24 protein-coding genes are annotated in these 24,411 nt (G+C 66.7%); 17 read left to right on the top strand and 7 right to left on the bottom strand.

Annotated features, from left to right (window positions below; translation table 11 throughout):
• Positions 1-1,506: a serine/threonine-protein kinase gene (locus JWN03_RS16960; protein ID WP_297615601.1), complete on the top strand. Its 1,506-nt coding sequence runs from the start codon at positions 1-3 to the stop codon at positions 1,504-1,506.
• Here the strand turns inward: JWN03_RS16960 and JWN03_RS16955 are convergent.
• Positions 1,479-1,676, bottom strand: a complete 198-nt coding sequence (locus JWN03_RS16955) for a VOC family protein (protein ID WP_297615599.1) — start codon at positions 1,674-1,676, stop codon at positions 1,479-1,481. The genes JWN03_RS16960 and JWN03_RS16955 overlap by 28 nt on opposite strands.
• A gap of 88 nt (positions 1,677-1,764) precedes the next feature.
• Positions 1,765-3,216 carry an aminotransferase-like domain-containing protein gene (locus JWN03_RS16950; RefSeq protein ID WP_297615597.1) on the bottom strand — a complete coding sequence of 484 codons (1,452 nt, stop codon included), beginning with the start codon at positions 3,214-3,216 and terminating at the stop codon, positions 1,765-1,767.
• Between the two features lie 122 nt (positions 3,217-3,338).
• Between JWN03_RS16950 and JWN03_RS16945 the strand changes: the two genes are divergently transcribed.
• The 10 genes from JWN03_RS16945 (at position 3,339) to JWN03_RS16900 (ending at position 12,035) form a co-directional block, all read left to right on the top strand.
• Positions 3,339-4,175 carry a nitrilase-related carbon-nitrogen hydrolase gene (locus JWN03_RS16945; protein WP_297615595.1) on the top strand — a complete coding sequence of 279 codons (837 nt, stop codon included), beginning with the start codon at positions 3,339-3,341 and terminating at the stop codon, positions 4,173-4,175.
• Complete coding sequence (hydA, locus tag JWN03_RS16940) at positions 4,175-5,593, top strand: dihydropyrimidinase (RefSeq protein WP_441343005.1); 1,419 nt, start codon at positions 4,175-4,177, stop codon at positions 5,591-5,593. The genes JWN03_RS16945 and hydA overlap by 1 nt, the downstream gene beginning before the upstream one ends.
• 20 nt (positions 5,594-5,613) lie before the next feature.
• Entirely contained in the window at positions 5,614-6,651 is a 1,038-nt protein-coding gene (locus tag JWN03_RS16935; RefSeq protein ID WP_297615593.1) for a TIGR03842 family LLM class F420-dependent oxidoreductase, read from the top strand.
• Between the two features lie 88 nt (positions 6,652-6,739).
• The gene (locus JWN03_RS16930; RefSeq protein WP_297615591.1) at positions 6,740-7,708 is read left to right on the top strand and encodes an ABC transporter permease; all 969 of its coding nucleotides are present in this window, start codon (positions 6,740-6,742) and stop codon (positions 7,706-7,708) included.
• Complete coding sequence (locus tag JWN03_RS16925) at positions 7,705-8,556, top strand: ABC transporter ATP-binding protein (protein ID WP_297615589.1); 852 nt, start codon at positions 7,705-7,707, stop codon at positions 8,554-8,556. The genes JWN03_RS16930 and JWN03_RS16925 overlap by 4 nt, the downstream gene beginning before the upstream one ends.
• On the top strand, positions 8,553-9,326 hold the full coding sequence (locus JWN03_RS16920) for an ABC transporter permease (RefSeq protein WP_297615587.1): 774 nt from the start codon (positions 8,553-8,555) through the stop codon (positions 9,324-9,326). The genes JWN03_RS16925 and JWN03_RS16920 overlap by 4 nt, the downstream gene beginning before the upstream one ends.
• On the top strand, positions 9,323-10,465 hold the full coding sequence (locus tag JWN03_RS16915) for an ABC transporter substrate-binding protein (protein ID WP_297615585.1): 1,143 nt from the start codon (positions 9,323-9,325) through the stop codon (positions 10,463-10,465). Before JWN03_RS16920 ends, JWN03_RS16915 begins: the two co-directional genes overlap by 4 nt.
• Before the next feature lie 189 nt (positions 10,466-10,654).
• Entirely contained in the window at positions 10,655-10,825 is a 171-nt protein-coding gene (locus tag JWN03_RS16910; RefSeq protein ID WP_297615583.1) for a TetR/AcrR family transcriptional regulator, read from the top strand.
• On the top strand, positions 10,822-11,202 hold the full coding sequence (locus JWN03_RS16905) for a hypothetical protein (RefSeq protein ID WP_297615581.1): 381 nt from the start codon (positions 10,822-10,824) through the stop codon (positions 11,200-11,202). The genes JWN03_RS16910 and JWN03_RS16905 overlap by 4 nt, the downstream gene beginning before the upstream one ends.
• Positions 11,202-12,035 (top strand): ArnT family glycosyltransferase, encoded by an 834-nt coding sequence (locus JWN03_RS16900; RefSeq protein ID WP_297615579.1) that lies wholly within the window; start codon positions 11,202-11,204, stop codon positions 12,033-12,035. The genes JWN03_RS16905 and JWN03_RS16900 overlap by 1 nt, the downstream gene beginning before the upstream one ends.
• Positions 12,036-12,050: 15 nt before the next feature.
• Here the strand turns inward: JWN03_RS16900 and JWN03_RS16895 are convergent, their stop codons facing one another.
• Positions 12,051-12,785 carry a peptidylprolyl isomerase gene (locus JWN03_RS16895; protein ID WP_297615577.1) on the bottom strand — a complete coding sequence of 245 codons (735 nt, stop codon included), beginning with the start codon at positions 12,783-12,785 and terminating at the stop codon, positions 12,051-12,053.
• Between the two features lie 160 nt (positions 12,786-12,945).
• Here JWN03_RS16895 and JWN03_RS16890 point away from each other — a divergent pair, with 160 nt between their 5' ends.
• The gene (locus JWN03_RS16890) at positions 12,946-13,626 is read left to right on the top strand and encodes a TIGR00266 family protein (RefSeq protein WP_297615575.1); all 681 of its coding nucleotides are present in this window, start codon (positions 12,946-12,948) and stop codon (positions 13,624-13,626) included.
• A gap of 412 nt (positions 13,627-14,038) precedes the next feature.
• Positions 14,039-15,433 carry an alpha/beta hydrolase family protein gene (locus JWN03_RS16885; protein ID WP_297615573.1) on the top strand — a complete coding sequence of 465 codons (1,395 nt, stop codon included), beginning with the start codon at positions 14,039-14,041 and terminating at the stop codon, positions 15,431-15,433.
• Between the two features lie 19 nt (positions 15,434-15,452).
• On the opposite strand, the gene JWN03_RS16880 is transcribed toward JWN03_RS16885, so the two are convergent.
• Entirely contained in the window at positions 15,453-15,971 is a 519-nt protein-coding gene (locus tag JWN03_RS16880) for an NUDIX hydrolase (protein WP_297615571.1), read from the bottom strand.
• 129 nt (positions 15,972-16,100) lie between these two features.
• On the opposite strand from JWN03_RS16880, the gene JWN03_RS16875 reads away from it, so the two are divergent.
• Entirely contained in the window at positions 16,101-16,499 is a 399-nt protein-coding gene (locus JWN03_RS16875; protein WP_297615758.1) for a nitroreductase family deazaflavin-dependent oxidoreductase, read from the top strand.
• 29 nt (positions 16,500-16,528) lie between these two features.
• Here JWN03_RS16875 and JWN03_RS16870 read toward each other — a convergent pair whose 3' ends face one another.
• A complete protein-coding gene (locus JWN03_RS16870; protein ID WP_297615569.1) occupies positions 16,529-17,032 on the bottom strand; it encodes a nitroreductase/quinone reductase family protein in 504 nt (167 codons plus the stop codon).
• Positions 17,033-17,236: 204 nt separating this feature from the next.
• On the opposite strand from JWN03_RS16870, the gene JWN03_RS16865 reads away from it, so the two are divergent.
• Entirely contained in the window at positions 17,237-18,790 is a 1,554-nt protein-coding gene (locus tag JWN03_RS16865) for a glycosyltransferase family 39 protein (protein WP_297615567.1), read from the top strand.
• Here the strand turns inward: JWN03_RS16865 and JWN03_RS16860 are convergent.
• Positions 18,744-20,219 (bottom strand): ABC1 kinase family protein, encoded by a 1,476-nt coding sequence (locus JWN03_RS16860; protein ID WP_297615565.1) that lies wholly within the window; start codon positions 20,217-20,219, stop codon positions 18,744-18,746. The genes JWN03_RS16865 and JWN03_RS16860 overlap by 47 nt on opposite strands.
• Positions 20,220-20,493: 274 nt before the next feature.
• Here JWN03_RS16860 and JWN03_RS16855 point away from each other — a divergent pair, with 274 nt between their 5' ends.
• Positions 20,494-21,372, top strand: a complete 879-nt coding sequence (locus tag JWN03_RS16855; protein WP_297615563.1) for a metal-dependent hydrolase — start codon at positions 20,494-20,496, stop codon at positions 21,370-21,372.
• Positions 21,373-21,416: 44 nt separating this feature from the next.
• Positions 21,417-22,649, top strand: a complete 1,233-nt coding sequence (locus tag JWN03_RS16850; RefSeq protein WP_441343007.1) for a PDR/VanB family oxidoreductase — start codon at positions 21,417-21,419, stop codon at positions 22,647-22,649.
• Here the strand turns inward: JWN03_RS16850 and JWN03_RS16845 are convergent.
• Positions 22,580-24,340 carry an SDR family oxidoreductase gene (locus JWN03_RS16845; protein ID WP_297615559.1) on the bottom strand — a complete coding sequence of 587 codons (1,761 nt, stop codon included), beginning with the start codon at positions 24,338-24,340 and terminating at the stop codon, positions 22,580-22,582. The two genes, JWN03_RS16850 and JWN03_RS16845, sit on opposite strands and share 70 nt — an antisense overlap.
• Positions 24,341-24,411 lie beyond the last annotated feature (71 nt).

Here is a 24,411-nt window from a genome sequence, read left to right as displayed (position 1 = left end):
TTGGCAGCGACACCCGCACCTGGCGAGATCTTCGCCGGATATCGCATCGAACGTGTCCTCGGCAGTGGGGCCCGGAGCACGGTGTACCTGGCGGCCCATCCGCGCCTGCCGCGCCGGGACGCGCTGAAAGTGCTGCCCTCCGGCGGCAGCGACGCTTTCGAGCTGACCGCCCGTTTCGTGCGCGAGGCGGAATTGGTTGCCCGGCTGGAGCATCCGAATATCGTGCCGGTGTACGACCGTGGCGTCGAACGCGGATTGCTCTGGCTCACCATGGGTTTCGTCGACGGCACCGACGCCGCCGAGTTGATCAGGCAGCATCCCGGAGGCGTACCGCCGGGCGAAGCGGTGCGGATTGTGGCCGCGGCGGCGAGCGGCCTCGACGAAGCGCACCGGCAGGGTCTGCTGCACCGAGACGTGAAACCGGCCAATATTCTGCTCGAATCGCGCGCCGGGGAGCCGGATCCGGTGTACATCTCCGATTTCGGGGCGGCCCGGCCGATGGCCGATACGGAGGCGCTGACCGAGGCGGGCTCCGTGCTCGCCACGCTCGACTACGCCGCACCGGAGTTGCTGGCGGGTGAATCGTTCGATCACCGGGTGGACGTGTACGCGCTCGGCTGCACACTGTTCGAATTGCTCACCGGGACAGCGCCTTTTCCGAGATCGAGCCCGGCCGCGCAAATCCGGGCGCACCTGAAGGAACCGCCGCCTCGGGCCTCGATACGCAATCGGTCCCTGCCGGTATCGATCGATGCGGTGATTGTCCGCGCGTTGGCGAAGGATCCGCGTCGCCGCTACAACTCCGCCGGGGCGCTCGCGCACGCTGCCGCCGCGGCGCTCGACGGCCGTGCGGTGCGACGCGTCAGGCGTCAGGCGGCGGTCGCCGCGCTGGCATTCGCCGGTGTGGTGGCCCTCGTTGTGGCGACTGCTGTTGCGTGGCAGGGGCATTGGTTCGCGAGCAAACCGGTATCACCGGTCGCGATCAGCCCGGCTCCGGGGCCGTCGGCATCGCTCGACCGCACCGGATCCTGGGGTCGATACGACTTCATCGTGCGCGCATTTCCTGCCTTGCTGCCGCCGACGCCGATAGACAGCGGCTATCAGCAGACCCGTTGTACCCCGGTCACCGACGATCGAGCGGCCGTCGAGATCGCCGCGCCACTGGGACCCGTCGCCAGACTGCGTTGCAATGGGAACGGCGATCCGATGGATTGGCTGTTCGTCGACTGCAATGTCGATCGCGCACCCATGGCCATCGAGGTGGACAAGGACGAAAGCGTGCTCGGTGACCAGCACTGGCAACGGGCCGGCAGCAGCGGCCGCATGGTGTGGGGCAACGGCGTCAGCTCCGGTTCCGTCGGCGGCGACGACGTCGGCGGCCGGCGGACCGGCATGCTGGACATTCAATTCGACGATGCCGCACGAAGTTTCTGCCACCTCGAGGCCTGGGGCGGCGTCACCGGCGTGGAACTGGCCGATCACTGGTGGCCTGCCGCGCCGCTGTGAATCGCGGGCGGCCCCCTGGTGACGCGCAGCATTGTCCCGCCGCTGTCGAATACGCACGCGTAGGGGGAAACCTCCGTGAGCGTCAGTCCGAGGACGCCCGCGTAGAAGGCCTGCGCCCGATCGATATCGGTGGTGGGCACGAAACCGATCAGCCGAGCTGAGTCGAGCATGTCGCATCCCAGGGAACGCCGGGCAATTTCGCACTTACGATAGCCCGCCGCCGGGTGCGACGGCATTGATCACCCCCGCGCGCATCCGTCAGACGCGGCGGATTCGGCGGTAGGTGGGGGCGGCGGTGGCGGCGGTGGCGAGATGCGTTGCCAGGTCGGGGATCTCGTCGTCGTGGAGGGCGGCGATGGTGAGGCGGAGGTGGTCGGTGCGGGGATGGTCGGTGACCTCGAAGGGGCCGCTGGGGGCGGCCTTGATGCCGCCCGCGGCGAGGGAGATCATGGCGGCGTTCTCGTCGGCTACGGGGAGCCAGAGGTTGATGCCGTCACCGCGCGCGACTGTAATGCCCTGGCGGGCTAGGGATTTGCGGAGGAGGTCGGCGCGAGTGCGGTAGGTGGTGCGGGCGGTGGCGACGGTGTGGCGGGCGGTTTCGTCGGTGAGCATGTGCAACAGAACTCGCTGCAGGAGGCGGCTGGTCCAGCCGGGGCCGAGCATGCGGCGTTCGATGAGGGGGTCGAGGAATTCGGCGGGGCCGCCGGCCACGGCCAGGCGCAGGTCGGCGCCGTGGGACTTGGAATACGAGCGGATGTGGACCACCTGGTGGGGCAGGCGGCTGCCGAGGGAGCGCAGCGGGGAGTGCGCGATGCCGTCGGAATGGTCGTCCTCGATGACGAGTAGATCGGATCCGGTCAGGGCATCGGCGAGTTCGCGCACTCGGCGGGCGGAAAGGGAAGCGCCGGTGGGGTTCTGGGCGCGGGGCTGCAGTAGCAGGGCGGTGGGGGAGTAACGGTCGAGGGCGGTGGCGAGCTCGTCTGGCAGCAGCCCGGATTCGTCCATGCCGACCGGGATCGGCCGTGCGCCGATGCGGGAGAGCAGATCGAGGAACGGCGGGAAGCAGGGGTTCTCGACGAGCACCGCGTCGCCGAGGCGGACATGGGCGGCGAGCAGGCGGTCCACGGCGTCGAGTGCGCCGTCCAGAACGGTGAAGCGTGTGGCGTGCATGGGCCAGTCGGCGCGCACGGTGGCCTCGAGTTCGGGGAGGACCGCGTCGCCCAGATAGGTGGCGGACAGGTCGTCGATGGCGTCGTCGCCGCCCAGCACGCGCAGGGCCGCGGTGAGATCGGGCAGCAGCGCGGGGTCGGGGATGCCGCGCGAGAGGTCGATGCGGAAATTCTTATCGGACTGCGAGTGCAGGCGCTGGTACCGGCTCGCCGCGGTGAGGGGCACGGGCGGCGGGGGCGTGCCTACGAAGGTTCCGGCCCGGCCGCGCGCCACGATGGCCCCGGCGCCGGCCAGCGCCCGCCAGGCCTGGTTGACCGTGGCGGGGGAGACCCTGAGGGCACGTGCCACCTCGCGCACGGTGGGCAGGCGGGTGCCGGGTGGGAGCGCCCCGGAGCGGATGCGGTGGCTGACGGCGGCGGCGATACCGGCGGCGGTGCGATCGTGCACGCCGGCCAGGAACTCGGCCGCCGCCGGGCCTGTGGAGGCCGCCGCGGCGCTGGATGCGCCGTCGGCAGTCGCCGGGCCGAGTTCCGTTGTCACAGTGCCATTCTGCGTCGGCGCATACGAAGTGACCGCTGCTGCCCCCAGGATTTACGGTCACGAAACTGTTTCCGTCAACTTGTAACACAACGAAATTCGATTCGGGTGCAGTATCACAAAGTATGGCAATCGTTCGAGCTGCGCTGGTCCAGACGAACTGGACCGGCGACAAAGAGTCCATGATCAAGGCGCATGAGGACTATGCGCGGCAGGCCGCCGCGGCCGGAGCCAAGGTGATCTGCTTCCAGGAGCTGTTCTACGGGCCCTATTTCTGCCAGGTCCAGGACGCCAAGTACTACGACTACGCGGAATCGGTACCCGGTCCCACGGTAGACCGGTTCGCGGCGCTGGCGCGGGAACTCGGCATGGTGATGGTGCTGCCGGTGTACGAGCAGGAGCAGTCCGGCCTGCTGTACAACACCGCAGCGGTCATCGATGCCGACGGCAGCTACCTCGGCAAGTACCGTAAGCACCACATTCCCCAGGTCACCGGCTTCTGGGAGAAGTTCTACTTCCGGCCGGGCAATCTGGGCTGGCCGGTATTCGATACGGCGGTCGGCAAGGTCGGCGTCTACATCTGCTACGACCGGCACTTTCCGGAGGGCTGGCGGGCGCTGGGCCTCGCGGGCGCGGAAATCGTGTTCAATCCCTCGGCCACCTCGCGCGGGCTGTCGAGTTATCTGTGGAAGCTCGAGCAGCCGGCCTCGGCGGTGGCCAACGAGTACTACATCGGGGCCATCAATCGGGTCGGCATCGAAGAGCTCGGCGATGACGATTTCTACGGCACCAGCTACTTTGTCGACCCGGAGGGCAAGTTCGTCGGTGAGGTCGCCTCGGACACCAGCCCCGAACTTGTGGTCCGTGACCTCGATATGGATCTGATCAAGGTGGTGCGCGACCGCTGGGCCTTCTATCGCGATCGCCGCCCGGACGCCTACGGACCGCTGGTGAACCCCTGATGCTTACTTTCATTCACGGCGGAACGGTGGTGTCCCCCACCGGTTCCCAGCTGCTCGATGTCCTCGTCGACGGCGAAACCATTGCGGCAGTGCTGCAACCGGGCGCGACGGTGCTCGGCAGTGATCTTGCCGCCGCCTCCGATGTGGTCATCGACGCCACCGGCAAGTATGTGATTCCGGGTGGCGTCGACGGCCATACGCATATGCAGATGCCGTTCGGCGGGACCGAGGCCTCGGACACCTTCGAGACCGGTACGCGCGCCGCGGCGTGGGGCGGCACCACCACCATTGTCGACTTCGCCATCCAGAAGCCGGGCGAGCGAGTGCAGGACACCCTGGCGCTGTGGCATCAGAAGGCCGCGGGCAAATGCGCCGTCGATTACGGGTTCCACCAGATCATCGGTGACGTGAACGCCGAATCTCTCAAGGGCATGGCCGAATTGGTGTCCGAGGGTGTCACCAGCTTCAAACTGTTCATGGCATACCCGGGTGTCTTCTACTCCGACGACGGGCAGATCCTGCGCGCCATGCAGAGTGCGGGCGACCTCGGCGCCCTGCTGATGATGCACGCCGAGAACGGCATTGCCATCGATGTGCTCGTCGAGCAGTCGATTCAGCGCGGTGATACCTCGCCCTACTTCCACGGCACCTCGCGGCCTTGGCAATTGGAGGAGGAGGCCACCCACCGGGCCATCATGCTGGCGCAGGTCACCGGTGCGCCGCTGTACGTCGTGCATGTCTCGGCCAAACAGGCGCTCGAACAGATCGCGACGGCACGGGGCAGGGGGCAGAACGTCTTCGGCGAGACCTGTCCGCAATACCTGTACCTGTCGCTCGAAGAGCAGTTGGGCGCACCGGGTTTCGAGGGTGCGAAGTGGGTGTGCTCGACACCGTTGCGGTCCCGCGAGGAAGGGCATCAGGACGAGCTGTGGCGGTTCCTCCGCACCGGTGACGTCACCAATGTGGCCACCGATCACTGCCCCTTCTGCATGAAGGGCCAAAAGGAGTTCGGTGTCGGCGATTTCAGCAAGATCCCCAATGGAATCGGCGGCGTCGAACACCGGATGGACCTCATGTTCCAGGGTGTGAAGGACGGTCGCATCTCGCTCGAGAAGTGGGTCGAGGTGTGCTGTACGACGCCGGCGCGCATGTTCGGCATGTACCCGCGCAAGGGCATCATCAGCCCGGGTGCCGATGCCGACATCGTGATCTACGACCCGAACGGGCACACCAGCATCGGGCTCGGCAAGACCCATCACATGAATATGGATTACTCGGCCTACGAGGGCTTCGAGATCGACGGGCATGTGGACACGGTGCTCTCCCGTGGCCGGGTGGTCATCGACGCCGGGCAGTACCTGGGCGCGGCCGGTCACGGCCGCTTCGTGAAACGCGAACTGTCCCAGAACCTCATCTGATTCGAACGGAGGGTGCCCGCATGGATATCGGTGTGGTTCTGCAATGCACGCCGCCCGCCTCACGGGTCGTCGAACTGGCGAGAATCGCCGAGACACACGGCTTCTCGCACGTGTGGACCTTCGACTCGCATCTGCTGTGGCAGGAGCCGTATGTGATCTACAGCCAGATCCTGGCGACCACCCGGAAAGTCGTGGTCGGGCCGATGGTCACCAATCCGGCCACCCGGGACTGGACGGTGACCGCCTCGACCTTCGCCACGCTCAACGAGATGTTCGGCAATCGCACCATCTGCGGTATCGGACGGGGTGATTCGGCCGTGCGCACCCTCGGCGGGCGGCCTTCGAATCTGGCGACCCTGCGGGAAGCCATCGAGGTGATCCGGGAACTCGGCAACGGCCGCGCCGCCACCATCGGCGATACCACCGTCCGGCTCCCGTGGGCGCAGTCCTCGCGGCTGCCGGTGTGGGTGGCTGGATACGGCCCGCGCGCACTGGATCTCACCGGCGAGATGGCCGACGGGTTCATTCTCCAGCTCGCCGATCCGGATATCACCGCGTGGACCATCGCCCGGGTGCGGGCCGCCGCCGAACGCGCCGGACGGGATCCGAAGGACGTGACCATCTGCGTTGCCGCCCCGGCCTACATCACCGATGGGACGGTGCCGGGGCTGAAACACGCACGGGAGCAATGCCGTTGGTTCGGCGGCATGGTCGGCAACCACGTCGCCGATATCGTCGCCAAATACGGTGCCGACAGCGAGGTTCCGGAGGCGCTCACCGAATACATCGCGGGCCGTCAGGGTTACGACTACAACCAGCACGGGCGCGCCGGAAATACGCACGCTGATTTTGTGCCCGACTCCATCGTGGACCGGTTCTGCCTGATCGGCAGTCCGGACGAGCATCTGGTGCGATTGCGCGAACTGGAGGCGCTCGGCGTCGACCAGTTCGCGGTCTACCTGCAGCACGATGCCAAGACCTCGACCCTCGAGGCATACGGCGAATCGGTGCTCCCGCGCCTCGCGCACCCCGTCACGGCGACGGCGAGTGCTTCGTGAGAGCCACGGCAGCGGTGCGTGATTCGCCGCGTTTCCGGAATCACGGCCACGCCGGGCGGTGGCCTCCGAGCTCAATAGGTGACCGACTATGACGGACTCGACAACGGTGGCACCGGAACCGGTGCTGGATCTCGCGGCGGCCGTGCTACCGCCGCGCTCGGAATACACGGCGTCCGCGCGCCGCCGCGGCGTGGCCCTGCTGCGCGGGGCCGGGTATCCGGTTGCGGCATTCGTATTGCTGCTCGCCGCTTGGGAACTGGTGAAGGATCTGGTGCCGGCCAATGGCGTCAGCCTCGGCAGCACCCGCGTGCTGCCACGCACCTCCGATGGTGCGCTGCCGCACGTGTGGGCGGTGATCACCGTCCTCGGCGAGCGCGACGGTAAGCGCACCGTCGGCGCGACCCTGCTGCACACGGCGGGCTTCACCTTCGGGCTGGCGCTGCTGGCTCTGGTGGTGGGTACCGTGGTGGGCACAGCGCTCGCCGTGCTCATGCAGCGCTTCGCATGGGTGGAGCGCGGCCTACTTCCGTATGTGATTGTCTCCCAGACGATTCCATTGATCGCGCTGGCTCCGCTGGTGGCGGGTTGGGGCGGTCGCATCCACATTGCGGGGCAGCCCTGGCAACCCTGGATGAGCATTGTGGTGATCGCCTCCTACCTGGTGTTCTTCCCGGTCGCCATCGGCATGCTGCGCGGCTTGCAATCGCCGTCCAAGGCTTCGGTGGAATTGCTGCACAGTTGTGCGGCCGGCTGGTGGCGCACCCTGCTGCACCTGCGATTGCCCGCCGCGGTGCCCTATCTGCTGCCCGCCCTGCGACTCGGCGCGGCCGCGTCGGTGATCGGCGCGGTGGTCGCGGAGATCTCCACCGGCACCGCGGGCGGCATCGGCCGTCAGATCATCGTGTTCTCCCAGCAGTCCACCGGTAATGCCGCCCGGCTGTATGCCGCGGTCATCGCGGCCGCCCTGCTCGGCGTGGTGCTCACCGCCCTGGTCGGGCTGGCCGAGTTCGCCTTGCGCCGCTACAGCCGCGGCCGTTCGTCAGGAGGTACCCAGTGACCGTCGCAGCATCCCTAGCCGAAGAGCCGCCGGCACCAGCCGATTCCGTCGCCGCCGTGGAGTTGAGCGCTGTCGGCAAGATCTTCACCGCCGGGGCGGTGACGGCCCTGCAGGAGGTGAGTCTGTCGGTCGCCGCCGGTGAATTCGTCTCGCTCATCGGACCTTCCGGCTGCGGCAAGTCCACGCTGCTGCGCATTGTCGCCGACCTGGAGCAGCCGAGTTCGGGAACGGTTGTGGTGCACGGCAAGTCCGCGCGCCAGGCGCGGCTGGATCAGGACTACGGCATTGCCTTCCAGCAGGCCGGACTCCTGGACTGGCGCACCGTGCAGGAGAACGTGGAACTACCGCTGCAACTGCACGGTATCGGTAAGCGGGAACGACGTGCCCGTAGCGCCGAACTCCTGGAGATCACCGGCCTCACCGACTTCGCCGGCCGCTATCCCGGCGAACTCTCCGGCGGTATGCAGCAGCGCGTCGCCATTGCCCGCGCCCTCGCCCGCAAACCTCCGCTACTACTCATGGACGAACCCTTCGGCGCACTCGACGAGATGACCCGTGAACGCATGCAGGGTGAACTGCTGCGTATTGCCGAAGAGACCGGGGCCGCAGTCATTTTCGTCACGCACTCCATTCCCGAGGCGGTATTCCTCTCCGACCGCGTGGTGGTCATGACACCGCGACCCGGGCGGATCACCGCGGTGCTCGAAACCGGGGGCTGGGACCGGCACGCCGAGACCGATGTGCGCTCCAGTGACGCCTTCTTCGCGTCGGTCGCCGCCGTGCGCGCCGCACTGCACGAAGGTCACGGCACCGAGCCGAAAAGCACTGCGGGACGGGATATCCGGTGACCCGCATACTCAAAACCGGCCTGCCGCCGGTGCTCTTCGGCGTGACCATGCTCGCGCTGTGGCAATTGCTCACCGTCGCGGCGGGTGTGCCGTCCTTCCTGCTGCCGTCGCCGTCGGCGATTGCCGACGCCTTCTCCAGCAATTTCGACGCCATAGCCAAGGCCGCAGTCGCCACCGGATCCAATGCGCTCATAGGACTTTTCGTCGGCGCGTTCCTCGGTATCGCCGCAGCCATGCTGGCGGTCCGGTTCGAAGTGGTCGGCGGGCTGCTCGGTGCGCTCGCGGCCGGTGCGGCGGCGGTGCCGATTGTGGCGCTCGCACCGCTGTTGAACTCCATGTACTCCACGACCACCGATTTCCCGCGCCGACTTGTCGCCGCGATCGTGGTGTTCTTCCCGGTATTCGTCAGCACCGTCAGAGGATTGCGTCAGGTACCGCAGGTGCAGTCGGACCTCATGACCGCGTACGCCGCCACCGGCTGGCAGATCACCCGGACGGTCCGACTGCCCGCCGCTCTGCCGCATCTGTTCACCGGCTTGCGGATTGCCGCGCCCAGCGCCGTGATCGCGGCGATCATCGCCGAATACTTCGGCGGTCTGCAGCACGGACTCGGCAGTCGCATCACCTCCGCCGCCGCCAATACCGCCTATCCACGCGCCTGGGCCTATGTCACCGCCGCCATGATCCTGGGCCTGTTGTTCCTGGCCGCCGTGCTGTTGCTCGAACAGCTCACTCGCCGACCCCGCACCACCCTCTGGAGATCGAAATGAGAAGTACCACACATAAATACCGCTTCCGGGCCTGTTTGGCCGCCGCGGTGCTGGGCCTGGCAGCGCTGACGGCGTGCAGTACGTCCGACAGCACCACCACCGCAGGCGGCCTCACCAAGGTGAAGCTGCAGCTGCAGTGGTTCAAGCAGGGGCAGTTCGCCGGTTATCTGGCCGCTGTCGACCAGGGTTTCTACAAGGAGCAGGGCCTCGACGTCGACATCCTCGACGGCGGAACCGATATCGTGCCGCAGACGGTGCTGGCACAGGGGCAGGCCGATTACGCCATCGCCTGGGTGCCCAAGGCCCTCGCCTCGCGCGAAGCCGGAGCGGGCATCACCGATGTGGCGCAGATCTACCAGCGCTCGGGCACCAAACAGGTCTCCTTCAAGACGACGGGCATCAACGGCCCCGCCGATCTGCGCGGTAAGAAGGTCGGAAACTGGGGCTACGGCAATGAATTCGAGCTCTTCGCCGGTATGACCAAGGCCGGTCTGGACCCGGCCAAGGACGTCAAGCTGGTGCAGCAGCAGTTCGATATGAACGCCTTCCTCTCGCACGATATCGATGCCGCCCAGGCCATGTCCTACAACGAGTACGCGCAGCTGCTGGAGGTGAAGAACCCGGCCACCGGAAAGCTGTACACCGCAGACGATTTCAACCTCATCGACTGGAACGACCAGGGTGTGGCCATGCTGCAGGACGCCATCTGGGCCAATACCGCCAAGCTGAAGGACAGCAAGTACGCCGACCAGACGGTGAAGTTCATCGCCGCCTCGCTCAAGGGCTGGGCCTTCTGCCGCGACAATGTCGACAAGTGCCGTGACATCACCGTCGCCGCCGGTTCCACCCTCGGCGCGAGCCACCAGGAGTGGCAGATCACCGAGGTGAACAAGCTGATCTGGCCTTCGCCCAGTGGCATCGGCATGGTGGACAAGGCCGCCTGGGATCGCACCGTCGCCATTGCGAAGACCACCCGCAATCAGGAGGGCGCGACCGTCCTCACCAAGGATCCCGACGCCGACGCCTACACCACAGAATATGCCGGTAAGGCTCTCGACCTGCTGAAATCCCAGGGCGTCGACGTGACCGGCAGCAGCTACACCGCCAAGCCCGTGACCCTCACGGAGGGCGGAAAGTAGCCCCACACCCGCTCCGGCCGCCCGCTACCCCGCACCGTCGTGCGGCGTAGCGGGCGCCACCATTTCCGGGGCTGGCGCATTTCTGCCCGACTGTTCTAAAATTTGGCCGCGCGGTCAGAAAATGAGACGGTCGGTCAATAGCGGTCCTTCATCGAGGACGCCCGCCGCCGGCAAATCATCGCTGCGGCGGTGGAAGTGATTTCCGAGGTCGGCTACGGCAATGCGTCGCTGGCCAAGATCGTGAAGCACGCCGGTATCTCGAAGGGCGTCATCTCCTACCACTTCGAGGGCAAAGACGATCTGATGACGCAGCTGGTGATTCAGCTCTACGTTTCGGGGCGGAGTTCAAGACGCCGGTGATCGCGGCCGTCGAGGGCCCGCGAAATAGGTTGCTGGCCTACATAGCATCGAATCTGGGCTTCATCGCCGCCAATAAGCGGTACGTGGCAGCCATGACCGACGTGGTGCTGAATCTGCGCGATGCCGAAGGGCAATTGAAGTTCACTTACGCCGAGGGGGCGGACGAGATCCTGCGGCCGCTCATCGACATGCTGCGAGAAGGTCAGCGCGACGGGGTATTCGGTGACTTCGATCCCATGCTCATGGCCAAGTCCATTCGGGATGCCATCGACGGCACCGCCGGGCGCGCCATTCAAGAATCCGATTTCGACGTGCGCAAGTACGCGGCACACCTGTGCCGGTTGTTCGACCTGGCAACAAGCACGCAGGGGGAGTAGTGACCAGGACATTGGAAACCGAAGTAGTGCAACAGGAATCGAACCCGGGTGTGCCACCGTTCGCGACGGTCTGGGTGCTGTCGATCGCTGCCGCCGGCGGGCTGGCGCTGCTGGCGACGCTCGGCCGGTACGGCTACTTCGGCGACGAACTGTATTTCCTGTCGGCGGGCCGCCGGCTCGCCGCCAGCTATGCGGATCAGGGGCCGCTGTTGCCGGCCATGGCCCGGCTGATGGACCTCATCGCACCGGGATCGGTGGTGGCGCTGCGGATTCCGGCGGTGCTGGTCACCGTCGCCGCGATCGTGCTGAGTGCGCAGATCGCCCGGGAGTTCGGCGGCTCCCGCGGGGCGCAGGCGCTCACCGCCGTCGCGTACGCCACCTCGCCGTTCCTGCTCGTACAGGGCGATCAACTGGCCACCAATACGATCGACACCGCGCTGTGGGTGCTGATCAGCTGGCTGCTCATCCGCTGGGTGCGGACCCGCCACGACGGTCTGCTGCTGGGGGCGGCCGCGGCGACAGCGCTGGATATGCAGGTGAAGTGGCTGATCCCGTTCTTCTGGATCGCGGCCGGCGTGGGCGTGCTGTGCTTCGGCCCGCGCGAACTGCTGCGGCGTCCGGCGCTGTGGGCTGGTGTCCTCGGCGTGTACCTGTCCACCCTGCCCAGCCTGCTCTGGCAGGCCCGGCACGGCTGGCCGCAACTGCATATGGTCGGCCGCGCCGATGCGCGCCTGGGCATTCCGGGCGTCACCCGTGATATCACCATCTGGCGGTGTGACCACCCGCGCGCACCGTGGTCGCACGAGTGGCCGAGCATGCGGCACCTGGGCTGAAAGATCAGCGGATGGTCAGCCCTGCGTTGTCGAGACGGAGTCGAGAGTTACCTCCGCTGCGGGCGTGCCGTCGCCGGACCCACCTTCGACACCGGCGGCGGCAATGTTCTGCAGCACATCCAGACCGGCGGTGACGTGGCCGAACGGGGTGTAGTTGGGCGGGAGCTGCGAGTCCTTGTAGACCAGGAAGAACTGGCTGCCATTGGTATTGGGGCCCGCATTCGCCATGGCCACGGTGCCGGCGGGATAGGTTGCGCCCGCGAGGTTCTCATCGGTGAATTTGTAGCCCGGGCCGCCGGTGCCGCTGGCTGTCGGATCACCACACTGCAGGACGAAGATGCCCTGCGTGGTCAGGCGGTGGCATTTGGTGTGGTCGAAATACTGCTGCCCGGCCAGGAAGACGAAGGAGTTCACGGTGTGCGGCGCCTGGGCCGCATCCAGACTCAGCGCGATGGTGCCGCAATTGCTCTGCAGCGCCGCGGTGTATCCCGCATTCTGATCGATGGTCATGCCCGGCTCGGACGGCCACTGCATGCCATTGGGCTGACCGGCCGCGGCAGTCAAGCAACCCGGTGCGGTATCGCGCAGCTGGTTCGGCATCGCCTGGGCGCGCCCGCTCACCAGGATTGTGATCGCGACGGCCGCACCGAGAAGTCCGATCCGCCGTAGCGCCTTGCGTCCGAGGCGAATTCGGCGAGGCTGCCGGGCGTGGTCGCCGTCGAGGGTCTGCGCGTGCGGTTCGTTATTCACCGGTGGGGATCTCCTTCAGCTGCGGGATGGCGCATCGGACTCTGCGGTCGGCATCATTCCATCTCCCGGGCGCGCGCGGGGCGGGATGGCTCGACCTGCGGGGAGAGACGCGCCGGGATCGTGCCCGCATGCCAGGTTTTCGCTGCTAACGTCCCGGGACATGAAGGTTCAACTGCGGCACAATCCGTCGTCGACCATTGCCCGCTGCTTTCTGGCCGGGGGCGAGCCCATGCGGGTCGAGAGCGGTGCCATGGTCGCGCATTCGGCGGGAGTTTCCTTGGCCGCCAAGGTCGAGGGTGGCCTCATCGCCGGGCTGAAGCGGTCGGTGCTGGCGGGCGAATCACTGTTCGTCTCCACCTTCACCGCACCGGCGGAGGGCGGCTGGGTGGATGTCGCGCCCGCGCTGCCCGGCGACATGCTGGCGCTGACCATTACGCAGGATCGGCCCTTCTTCATCAGTCGCGGCGGCTGGATCGCCAATTCGGCCGCGGTCACCGTGGAGGCGAAGTGGGGCGGGCTGGCGAATCTGTTCGGCGGTGAGGGCGGTTTCGGATTGCGCGCGCACGGTGACGGTGAGGTGGTGCTCGGTGTGTTCGGAGCCATCGATGTCATCGATCTGGCGCCGGGGGAGCCGGTGACCATCGATACCGGGCATGTGGTCGCCTACGACCTGGCCATGAATTTCTCCATTCGCCGGGCGGTCTCGGGGCGATCGCTGCAGTCGCTGAAATCCGGTGAGGGTTTTGTCTTCGATTTCATCGGGCCGGGACGAGTGCTGCTGCAGACGCGCAATCCTGGCGCCTTCGCGGCGTGGGCGGGCTCGTCCGCCTCGTCGGGGTAGGAATATGACACAGAACACAAGTCTTCAGCATTGACATAACTGCAGCTGGAACACGTTCTACCGGAAATCTCGTGTCAGATTCTGAGATTTTCTTGTGAAAATCCTCCGCCGATGAATCTGGAACGTGCATGCTTCGGATGTTCGACTGTCATTGATAGATGAGGAGTAGCGCGTGTCCGGATCCGCATCGGATTTCCTGGCTTCGGTTCTGATCAAGACCCTGCAGGGTCTGTTCACCGGTAGCACCGGCGCCTGAGCCGCAAAACGTAAACAGCCCATCCGAGTCGCGCGGGACTCGGATGGGCTGTTCTCGTTTCCGGGGCAGGCGTCTCCCGGATCATCCTGGGGGATGACATGAATCGCTACTTTTCGCCGACGTGGCGGCGGTACTCGATGCGCAATGCTCGAGGCAATGTCGATCATCGATGCGGTTGTCCCCGGCGCCGCCATACTCTTCGCGGTGGTAGCGGCGGTATCCCCGGGCCGGGCCGCGCGCTTTGCGCCGATCATGGTGCCGCTGTTGGTCATCGGCTGCCTGGTCCAATGGGTACTGGAGAACTTCTACTGGCAGATGGTGCCGATCTATGTGGTCATCGGCGGCACGGCGGGGCTGACGCTGAGCCGAACCTCTCCGAACGCGAGTAAGCGCCGGCGGATTTCCACCCGTGTCGGTCGCGGCACCCTCGGCCTGCTCGCGCTGATCGCTATCCTGCCCTGGGGTTTTCAGCCGGTGCCGAGCCTGCCCGAGCCGACCGGGCACTACCGGGTGGGCTCGGAGATCTTTCGCTGGGTCGATCAGCAACGACCGGAGACGGCCACGGCAGCCACCGGCGACCACCGCAATGTTGTTGTGCAGGCGTGGTATCCGACGGAGTTCGAATCCGGACGGAGCTGGGTGTATATCGACGGGCTCGGCCGATTGCCCAGCAGCGTGTCGCAGGTGCCGGGTTTCATCATGAGCAATTACGGGTCCATCGACACCCATGCGTTCGCCGATGTGCCGATCAGCGCGGCCCGCATGCGCTGGCCGGTGGTGCTGTTCTCACCCGGATACGGCGCCCCGCGGGCGTTCTACACCGGCCTCGTCACCGATTTGGCCAGTAGGGGATTCGTGGTGCTGGCCGTGGATCACCCCTATGAGTCGGCGGTCACCGAACTGGCCGACGGCACCATCGCGACGCCGACCGGGCAGTTCCCGGGCAACGATGCGGACGGCGATCGCTATATGGCCGAGCAACTCTCGGTGCGCGCGGCGGATCTGCGTTTTGTGGTCGATCAGCTCGACCGGTCCGACACCGTCGGTGTGCTCGCGGGCCGCTTGGATACCGATCACGTTGCGGCGATCGGACATTCGTTCGGTGGTGCGACCGCGGTCGCCGCCGCGGCGCTGGATCCACGGATCAAGGCGGCGGTGAATATCGACGGCACGCTCTACGGCGATCTCCCCGACCGGGCACTGCAGCGGCCGTTCCTGCTGCTGGAGAGCGATCATTCGGAGACCGGTCATTCCGCGCAGTTCCTCGATCGCAATCGCAGTCTCATTCAGCATCTGCAGGTCGGTGGTTTCCGGTACGAGATCGCCGAGGCGAATCACTTCAGCTTCACCGACGCACCGCTATTCCTTGCCGCACCCGCACGTTTTGTGCTCGCGCAGTTCATCGGAGGTTCGCGCGGACCGGTGGATACCCAGCGCGCGGCAGTCGACATCGTGGACGCATTCCTGCAGGGTCCGCTCGGCGGATCGCCCGCCGATGTGCCGGCCGCCGCAGCGCACCACCCGAACATCCGCGGCGGGCCGGTGCCTTAGGAGCACCGCGCGGGCCCGCTCAGCGCAGGAGGTTCGGGATCATCCTGCGGGTGTCGGGTACGAACGGCCACGCCGGATCCGCCAGATGTGCCCGCAGCTGCGCGTCGGTCCACCACCAGCCGTCGACGATCTCCTCCGGCTGATGCCGAATCGGGCCGTCGTAGCGCACCTCGTAGGCGAAGAGATGGCAGCGCATGGGACGGCCTGCCCACTCGCCGTCCCAGGCCGCGGTGACCAGGGGACGCGGGCGGTCGTCGCTGGGGCCCAACTCGATTCCCAGCTCCTCGCCCAGCTCCCGGATCGCGGCTCCGGCCGGATCCTCGCCGGGATCGAGCACGCCGCCGGCGAGACAGTCGTGCATCCCGGCGAAGACCGCTTTGGTATCGGTGCGCTTGTGCACGTAGATGCGTTCTCCGTCCAGGGAACGCACCAGTACGCCCGCGCTGGCATGCCAGAGCCCTTCGGCGTACACCACGGCGCGCTCCTCGACGCCGACCTCGTGACCGGCGGCGTCATATACCGCGATCAGCTCCGACATGAGCGCTCCCTCCTGTGCCGCCGTGCGGCCGACGGTCTCCGGTGCACCCTAACCAGGCCGGGGTGTCGCGATGCCGCCCGGACCGTGTGGCGGCGGCGTAATCTCTGGGACGCAACCGTTTTGATCTCTGTGGGAGAGGACGAGACCATGCCGCTGCCGCAGGCGCTCGCGAGAATCAATCGACGGATCACCAATCCCGTGCTCGGCATCATGGCGCGCGTCGCACCGGGTTTCGGGATCGTGATTCACGTCGGCCGTAAATCCGGCCGCGTCTACCGGTCGCCGGTCATGGTGTTCCGGCGCGGCGACGGCTACCGCATCGCGCTCACCTACGGCCGGGATGTGGACTGGCTGAAGAATATCCGCGCCGCCGGCAAATTCGAGCTGGAGATGCGCGGGCGGACCGTGCCGCTGAGTGATCCGGTGGTGGGACACGATGCGTCGGCCGCCTGGGCGCCGCCGGTGGTTCGCCAGACTCTTGTCGGATTGTCGGCGGCGGACTACGTCCAAGCGCACATCGCGAAGTAGGAGCTCGTCGGCCTGGCGTCAGCCGGAGCTCAGCGCAGGGTAATCCGAATGACTACGCCGCCCAGCTGCCAGGTCTGATAGATATCGGCCTGGTGCGGGCTGCCGTCCGGGTCGAACCCGATGCCATTGAATTTGGCGTTCTGCTTATTGTCGCGGGCAATGAGGTCGTAGAGCCGCATGACCGATTCACTGTCCTCGAACACCTCGGCGTCGGCGGTGCGCTTCGGACCGCCCAGCGAGACCTCGATCGGCACGTCCTTGCGAATATTGCGCACCCACGGGCGTTTGGCGGTGCCGATGAGCAGATCCCCCTCGTGCCGCGTATAGGCGACGGGGACGTCGTAGACCTTGCCGGACTTGCGGCCGGTCACATGCAGGGTGATCAGCTTCTTGCCGATCTGGTTGCCGATGACGGGGATGCGCAGCAGGGCGCGGATGACGGTATTGAGCGCGCCCTGATAGGACCGGATGGGTTCCGGACCGGTGGTGGTGGGGGCGCCGTACGGATTGGTTTCGGGGGTGGGCTCGGGCATGCCGGTCTCCTAGACGGAAATGCGTTGCGCGACAGGCGCATGCAGATTCGAGTATAGAACTCCGGGATGCACCCGAGTGGCTGCGCGAGCCGCCGATGCGGGTTCGAGGTGTTTCGTGTGCGGAAGGGCTCCAGAGGACGCTGTAGATTCGCCAATGACCGCTTTTGTCACTTCGAGCAGTACCCGCCATGCAGGAGTATGCCGATGACCGATGTGGTGGATAGTCCAGCTCAGCCGAGTCCGACCGGACGGAAAACGGTAGTCCACGAGCGCCCGGCCCTATCGTGGCAGGCGGTCGCAGCGGTCGCGGTTCCGGCTGCTGTGGTGTTGCTGCTCTCGGCTACGCGGTACGGCTACTTCGGGGATGAGCTGTACTTCCTGGCGGCCGGTCGACGGCCTTCCTTCGGATACGCCGACCAGGGGCCGGTGCTGCCGATGGTGGCCCGGTTCATGGATATCCTCGCCCCCGAATCGTTTTTCGTCCTGCGGCTGCCCGCGGTCGCGCTCACGGTGACCGCAATCATCCTGTGCGCCATGCTCGCCCGGGAATTCGGTGGCGGGCGCTGGGCGCAGGCGCTGGCGGCTCTCGGCTACGCGACCTCCCCGTTCCTGCTGCTGCAGGGCGCCATGCTGACGACCAATGCCGTCGATACCGCCCTGTGGGTGATCATCACCTGGCTGGTGGTGCGCTGGGTACGTACCCGCGAGGACCGGCTGCTGCTGGCCGCGGCCCTGGTGACCGCGATCGATATGCAGGTGAAGTGGCTGATTCCGTTCTTCTGGCTGGCCGTGGCGGCGAGCAGCCTGGTGTTCGGGCCGCGGGATCTGGTGCGACGACCACTGCTCTGGCTCGGCGGCGTGATCGTGGTGGTCGTGACGGTGCCGGAATTGCTGTGGCAGTCGCACCACGACTGGCCGCAAATCGAGATGGGCCGGGTGATCGGCGCGGAACAGGGGATCCTCGGCGGCCGCCTGCAATTCGTACCGATGTCGGTGAGCCTGGCCGGATTCCTGGGCGCGCTACTGCTGCTGTACGGCCTGTGGGTGTTGGTGGCGTGGGAGTCGTTGCGGCCCTACCGCTTTCTGGGCGTCACGCTGATCCTGCTTTTCCTGGCGTTCCTGATCACCGGTGGGCGGATCTACTATGCCGCCGGGATGTACGCCGTTCCGATCGCCGCCGGTGCGGTCGGTGTGGTGACGACCGCCGAGCGGATGGGCAGCGCCGGACGGCGGGTTCTCATTGCCCTCATCACGGTATTGGCCGCCTGTGCAGCGGCTTTCGTGCTGTATTCCACGCCGTGGCGTTCGGCCGATTCGGTTCGCCCGCCCGCCGACGATGCCGAGGCGGCCGTCAATATCGGTGTTTACGGATCCTTCGGCTGGCGCGAACTCACCGAGGAGGTGGATCGCGCCTTCGACGGGCTCAGTCCGCAGGAGCAGTCGAATGCCGTCATCATTACCGATACCTATTGGCAGGCAGCGGCATTGGATGAGTTCGGCCGCAAACAGCTGCCGGATATCTACAGTCCGAGCCGGGGTTTCGGCTACTTCGGCGCACCGCCCGACGACGCCACCGCCGTACTGGCCGTGGGCAGCTACGAGGCGGTGCTGCGTGGTGAGTTCGAGCACGTCGATCCGGTGGGAAAGGTGAACACCCGCATCGGATTCCCGGGCAATACGCGGAACGTCACCCTCTGGAAGTGCACCGGGATCAAGAAACCGTGGTCACAGCTGTGGCCGAAATGGATGCATCTCTGACGAGAATCCCCGCGCGTGCGAGGGTCCCGGCCGCGGGACCCTCACCGAGGTGGAAACGCTCGACCGCCGCCCGCCATTCCGGTAGGTACGCGTGCAGTTCATCGCGCAACGGCCCCTCGATGCCCAATTGGCACAGCACCCCGGCCCCGGCCAGGATGGTGCGCCCGATCGGGGTGTACTCCGGTGGTGAGGTGAGTTGCCTGCTGACGTTCGACAGCCGTGGCTCGGTGGCGCGAAGTACCTGCTTGCGCAACCATGCGGTGGTCAGGTGGGAGGTGTGCTGCAGGGTGATCTCGCGGATGGGGGCGGTCATGGCGACCAGTCCGTCGATATCGAAATCGCCGTCGGCGCAGATGAATCCGTGCCCGCGCAGCACTGCCTCCAGCATGGCGTTGGACCCGTTGAGCGCTGCGTCGGCGATCTCGCCGACCACCGTGGGAAAGGCTGACGGGAACGGTGGGCAGGCGCCGTAATCGACGATGCCCAGCCGGCCGTCGCGCAGTACCCGGAAATTGCCGGGGTGCGGATCGCTGTAGAGCAGCCCGGTGCGAGCGAAGCTGGACACCACGAACCGCAGGAGCAGCAGGCCGACCCGATCCTTCTCGGACTGGTCCCCGGAGGCGATGATGCGCGGCAGCGGAATACCGTCGAGCCATTCGCTGATCAGCACATCCCCCTGCTGGTGCACCACCAGGGGGACGGCGAAATCCGGGTCATCGGCGTAGGCCTCGGCGAAAACCTGCTGCGCGGCAGCCTCTTTGGCGTAGTCGAGTTCCTCGGTGATGCATTCGGTGAACGCGTCCGCCAACGCGCGGGTATCGGCGACCGGCATGAAAACCGTTGCCAGGGGCGCGAGTCGGCGGATCTGTGCGAGATCGGACTGCACCGATTCGCGTGCGCCCGGGTACATGATCTTGACCGCGACGGGGCGGCCGTCGCTCCAGACCGCGCGATGCACCTGGCCGACCGAGGCGGCGGCGCAGGAACGCGGCTCGAAGGAGATGAATCGGTCCCGCCAGTCCACGCCCATACTCGCGGCCATCGCCTCGTACACCGCGCCCGGGAGCATGGCGGGGGTGGAATCCTGCAGCTGGCTCAGCGCTTCCCGATAGGGTGCCCCCAACTCGGCGGGCAGGGCCAATTCGTAGAGCGCGAGCACCTGGCCGAGCTTCGCCGCACAGCCCTTCAGTTCACCGAGCACCTCGAACATGTGCTGTGCGGTGCGCGCCTGGATATCGAGCTCCACCTCGCGGGCCGGCTTCCCCAGTGCCCGCCGGCCGAAACCGCCCGCGCGCCGCGCCGCATAGGCGACCGGTAGGGCGACGATCTTGGCATTCCGCACAGAAGCGCGGGTCGGCGGCTGCCCGACGGTGTCGGATTCGGCGCGGCGGCGCAGTCGCCGGAAGCCGCCCGGGCGCGGTTCGGGCATAGAGGACCTCCCAAGATCGGGTGTCTCAGTGTGTCATGGGGTCGATCATCATCGGAAGCCGAAAGTGGCAGCCGATTTCGACCCTATTCGGGACAGGACGGGTAGCTGGGTCGGAAGCGCGGTAAGGCCGAAGATCATCTGAGTAGACTGTCTCAGACAAATATTGTCGAATCGTGGACAACGCTCATCAACTGTCCGAGACTGGTGGCATACGAAGCGTCGCGGTGGCCCGGACGGCAATGAGGCGGTCCGGCGGCCGGACGAAGGAGCGATCATGAACGAGCAGGTGGGCAGGGTCGCGCTGCGGCCGCGCGAGGTGCATTTCGATTTCAGTGCCGCACCGCTGCACTGGATTCCCGGCGAACCCATTGCTTCCCACGCCATCTCGGGTCTCAATCTGATTCTGCCGATCGGTGAGCGTGGCTTCGTCGAAATGTTCCGGCGCGCACTGCCGTACGTGGCCGACGACGAACTGCGCGAGCAGATGATCGGCTTCATGGGGCAGGAGGCCGTCCACGCCGAATCCCACAATCAGGCGATCTGGGAGTTCCTGCAGCGGCACGGGATCGATCCCGAACCCATCATGACCGAGGCCGAGTACCTGTTCGACCGTGCCATCGCGCGGCTGGACACGCTGCCGGAGAAGCTGCGACACCGTGTTGTGGTGCAGATGCTGGCCGTGATCGCGGGGCTCGAACACTTCACGGCGCTGGGCGGGGACTGGATTCTCAATCAGGATTTCGAGGCCCTCGACGCCGATCCGGCGCTGACCGATCTGTTCCGCTGGCACGGGGCCGAAGAGGTGGAACACCGCAGTGTGGCCTGGAATGTGGCGCGCTACTTCGGGGCTCGGCGGCCCCGGCTGGTCACCATCTACCTGGGCAGCAGCGTGGGCCTGCCGGCGGGATTGATCGCCATCGCATGGTGGCTCACCCGCAATGATCCGACCACGCCGAAGATGGGTCCGGTCAAGGTATTCCGGGAGATCGGCAGCGGAATCCGGCGCGGGGTGCTGCCGCCCTGGCGGTTGATCGGCAGCGGCTTCGCCTCGTTCATACGCGCGGACTACGACCCGGAGGACACCGGCGATACAGCTCAGGCCGTCGCGTATCTGGCCAAGTCCCCGGCCGCCAAGCTGGCGCACGCCTCATGACCCGTGCTCCCGAGCTGCAGACAGTCGAGGGCCGGATTGCCGAAATGCGCAGGCGCGGTGTGCCACCCGCGTTCTGGGCCCCGCCGCTGCGGCGTGATCCGCTACTCATGGTGGCGGACAAGCTGATCGCGCCCGGTGCGCGCGTGCTGGCCTGGTGCTCACCCGACGGCCGGGTGCGGCCGCCGATCAACTACACCCGCGAACTGGTGCTGGTGGACAGGGAAGTCGTCGCCGACGACGAGGACGTGGTCAGCTTCGTCTTCGCGCATCCGCAGGGTGCGGTACTGCGGGCATGGCGGCCCGGCGCACATCTGGATGTGGTGCTGCCCTCCGGGCGTATGCGGCAGTACTCACTGTGCGGTGATCCGGACGACCCGTTCCACTATCGAATCGCGGTGCGGCGCATAGCCGATGGCAGCGGCTCGCTCGAGCTGCACGGGAGCGTGCACCCGGGCGCACGGGTGGAGATTCGCGGTCCGCGCAATGCCTTTCCGCTCACCCTCGCGGGCGATGATCGCACCGGGGCCGCACGGCGAATTCGCTTCGTAGCAGGCGGAATCGGTATCACCCCGATTCTCGGCATGATGCGGGCCGCCGATCTCGCGGGCGTCGACTGGTCCATGGTCTACACCGGCCGCCATCGCGGCGCGCTGCCTTTCCTCGACGAGATCGCCTGCTACGGCGATCGGGTGCGTATTCGCACCGATGACGAATCCGGCCTGCCGGACGGGGAAGACCTGGTGCCGCAGCTGGATTCGAACCTCGCCGTGTACGTCTGCGGACCGCCACCGCTGCTGGATGTGGTGGCCGCACGTGTCGCGCGAGCGCCCGGCGTGGAGCTGCACTGCGAGCGCTTCTCGCCGCCGCCCATCCGGGACGGGCAGCCGTTCACGGTCCAGCTGGGCCGTGGCGGAAGAACTCTCGACGTGCCGGCCGATCGCAGTGTGCTCGCGGTGGTGGCCGAGGCCGACCCCTCCGTCCCGTACTCCTGCAGGCAGGGTTTCTGTACGACCTGCAAGGTGCGGGTGCTCTCCGGCGCCGTCGAACACCGCGACACCGTGCTCAATGACGCCCAGCGGTCGCAGGGGGACATGCTGATCTGCGTCTCACGTGCGGAGCCCGGCGCTCGGTTGGTGCTGGATATGAATACCGGTGCGGCAGCGGCGGATCGGACTCCGCTGCCGTACCGGTGGACGGTATTGCTTCGCTATCGAGCCAGGCTGGCGCGGGCCGCACCGAAGCGCATGAGGCTCGGCGGGGTGAGGCGGGTGCCGTAGTACGCGGCCCAGGCCTCCGGGGTGACGGGGACCACGGCGCGATTGTGCTGTACCGCACGGACTATCGCCGTCGCCACCTTCGAAGGCGGGTAGCTGCGCAGGCGGTAGAGGGTGTCGAAGGCCCGCTGGCGGAGCTGCTGCTGTTCGTCGGTGACACCCGAGAACTCGGTGGTGCGAACGATATTGGTGTGCACGATACCGGGGCAGATCGTGCTGACGCCGATATTGTCCTGGGCCAGTTCGGCGCGCAGGCAGTCCGAGAAGGTGAAGACGGCGGACTTGCTGGTGGAGTAGGCGCTGAAGCCCTGCTGCGGCGTATACGCGGCCATACTGGAGACATTCACGATGTGACCGCCGAGACCGCGGTCGGCCATGAGCCGGCCGAAGGCGCGGGAACCGTGGATCACGCCGAAGAGATTGATATCCAGGACGCGTTTGAAGCTTGCGCTGGGGGTGCGCAGAAACGGTGCGGCCTGGCCGATTCCGGCATTGTTGACCAGCACATCGGGGATACCGTGCACGGCGGCGACCTCATCGGCGTGCGCCTGGACGGCGGCTTCGTCGGAGATGTCGAGGGTGTAGGGGTAGGCGCTGCCGTCGAACTCGGCGATCAGGGCCGCGGTGTCTTTGACGGCGTCGCCATTGATATCCGAGATGACCACCTCGGCGCCCAGGCGTGCGAATGCCAGGGCCGTCTCACGGCCGATACCTGAACCGGCGCCGGTGATCACCACCAGATGATCGTCGAAGGCGCGGCGGGTGCGTCCGACCTCGGCTCGCCGCAATTCGCGGGAGGGTTCCTGCCCGGAGACGGCGTCGATCAATTGAATCGTGGCCCGGGCCAGCACCTGCGGATGCGAATAGGGCACCCAGTGCCCGGCTTTCAGATCGCGCCGCCACAGCTGATCGGTCCATTCGGATTCGTCGTCGAAGACCGCCGGGCGCACCGCCGGGTCGTACTGGGCGACGATCAGCTGCACCGGCACCCTGGTATGCCGGTCGCGGGCCGAGAAGAGCTTGGCCACCACCAGATTCGCGCGATAGATCTGCAGGCCGTTGGCGGCATCCTCGGTGAAGGTATCGCCGAGCGTGACCTGTTCGAACGGCGTGCCCTGCGCCAGGCGCAGGCCCAAGCGGAATACCTGGCCGCGCAGGCCCATCCGCACCAGCGGCGGCGTCACCGGCGCCATGAAGGCGAATTGATAGGCGAGCGAGGCCAATTGGGCCAGCGGCGCGACCAGATTGCCCGGTGTGGGCCGGCCCAGGCGGCGGCGCGCCCAGCGGCCGGCATGGTCGAGATTGGGGCCGGAGACCGAGGTGAACGAGGCGATGCGCTGTTCGGCATCCGGTTCGCAGACGGCGTCCCACACCGTGACCGAACCCCAGTCGTGCGCCAGCACATGGACCGGTTCGTGCGGGCTCACCGCATCGGCGACGGCGAAGAAGTCGGTCGCCAGTTCGGGAATCCGGAAGGCGCGGTGGTCCTTGGGATTGGTGGTCCGCCCGTGCCCCCGGGCATCGTAGGTGACGACCCGGAACCGATCGATCAGATGGGGGAGGACGTTGTCCCACAGCCGATGGGAATCCGGCCAGCCGTGCACCAGCACGATGGTCGGTCCCTCGGGGACACCCTGTTCGTAGACCGCGATCTCGATATCGCCATTGGTCACCGTGCGTGTCTGCAGCGCCACTGCTGCCTCCTCTGTCTCAGACAGGTGAATCGAGTCCAGCTTGATGGGCGCGGAGGCAGGTGTCAATGCGT

Source organism: Nocardia sp., from assembly GCF_025465275.1.
Classification (GTDB): Bacteria; Actinomycetota; Actinomycetes; order Mycobacteriales; family Mycobacteriaceae; genus Nocardia.
Note: the sequence above shows the minus strand (reverse complement) of the source record. Positions and strands in the feature narration are given on the sequence as shown.

Coding starts and splice junctions, on each gene's coding strand:
- JWN03_RS16945 (WP_297615595.1), top strand. CDS start 3,339: ATGGCAATCGTTCGAGCTGCGCTGGTCCAGACGAACTGGACCGGCGAC.
- JWN03_RS16915 (WP_297615585.1), top strand. CDS start 9,323: ATGAGAAGTACCACACATAAATACCGCTTCCGGGCCTGTTTGGCCGCC.
- JWN03_RS16870 (WP_297615569.1), bottom strand. CDS start 17,032: ATGCCCGAGCCCACCCCCGAAACCAATCCGTACGGCGCCCCCACCACC.
- JWN03_RS16880 (WP_297615571.1), bottom strand. CDS start 15,971: ATGTCGGAGCTGATCGCGGTATATGACGCCGCCGGTCACGAGGTCGGC.
- JWN03_RS16885 (WP_297615573.1), top strand. CDS start 14,039: ATGTCGATCATCGATGCGGTTGTCCCCGGCGCCGCCATACTCTTCGCG.
- hydA (WP_441343005.1), top strand. CDS start 4,175: ATGCTTACTTTCATTCACGGCGGAACGGTGGTGTCCCCCACCGGTTCC.
- JWN03_RS16930 (WP_297615591.1), top strand. CDS start 6,740: ATGACGGACTCGACAACGGTGGCACCGGAACCGGTGCTGGATCTCGCG.
- JWN03_RS16850 (WP_441343007.1), top strand. CDS start 21,417: ATGCGCAGGCGCGGTGTGCCACCCGCGTTCTGGGCCCCGCCGCTGCGG.
- JWN03_RS16860 (WP_297615565.1), bottom strand. CDS start 20,219: ATGCCCGAACCGCGCCCGGGCGGCTTCCGGCGACTGCGCCGCCGCGCC.
- JWN03_RS16855 (WP_297615563.1), top strand. CDS start 20,494: ATGAACGAGCAGGTGGGCAGGGTCGCGCTGCGGCCGCGCGAGGTGCAT.
- JWN03_RS16935 (WP_297615593.1), top strand. CDS start 5,614: ATGGATATCGGTGTGGTTCTGCAATGCACGCCGCCCGCCTCACGGGTC.
- JWN03_RS16890 (WP_297615575.1), top strand. CDS start 12,946: ATGAAGGTTCAACTGCGGCACAATCCGTCGTCGACCATTGCCCGCTGC.
- JWN03_RS16955 (WP_297615599.1), bottom strand. CDS start 1,676: ATGCTCGACTCAGCTCGGCTGATCGGTTTCGTGCCCACCACCGATATC.
- JWN03_RS16865 (WP_297615567.1), top strand. CDS start 17,237: ATGACCGATGTGGTGGATAGTCCAGCTCAGCCGAGTCCGACCGGACGG.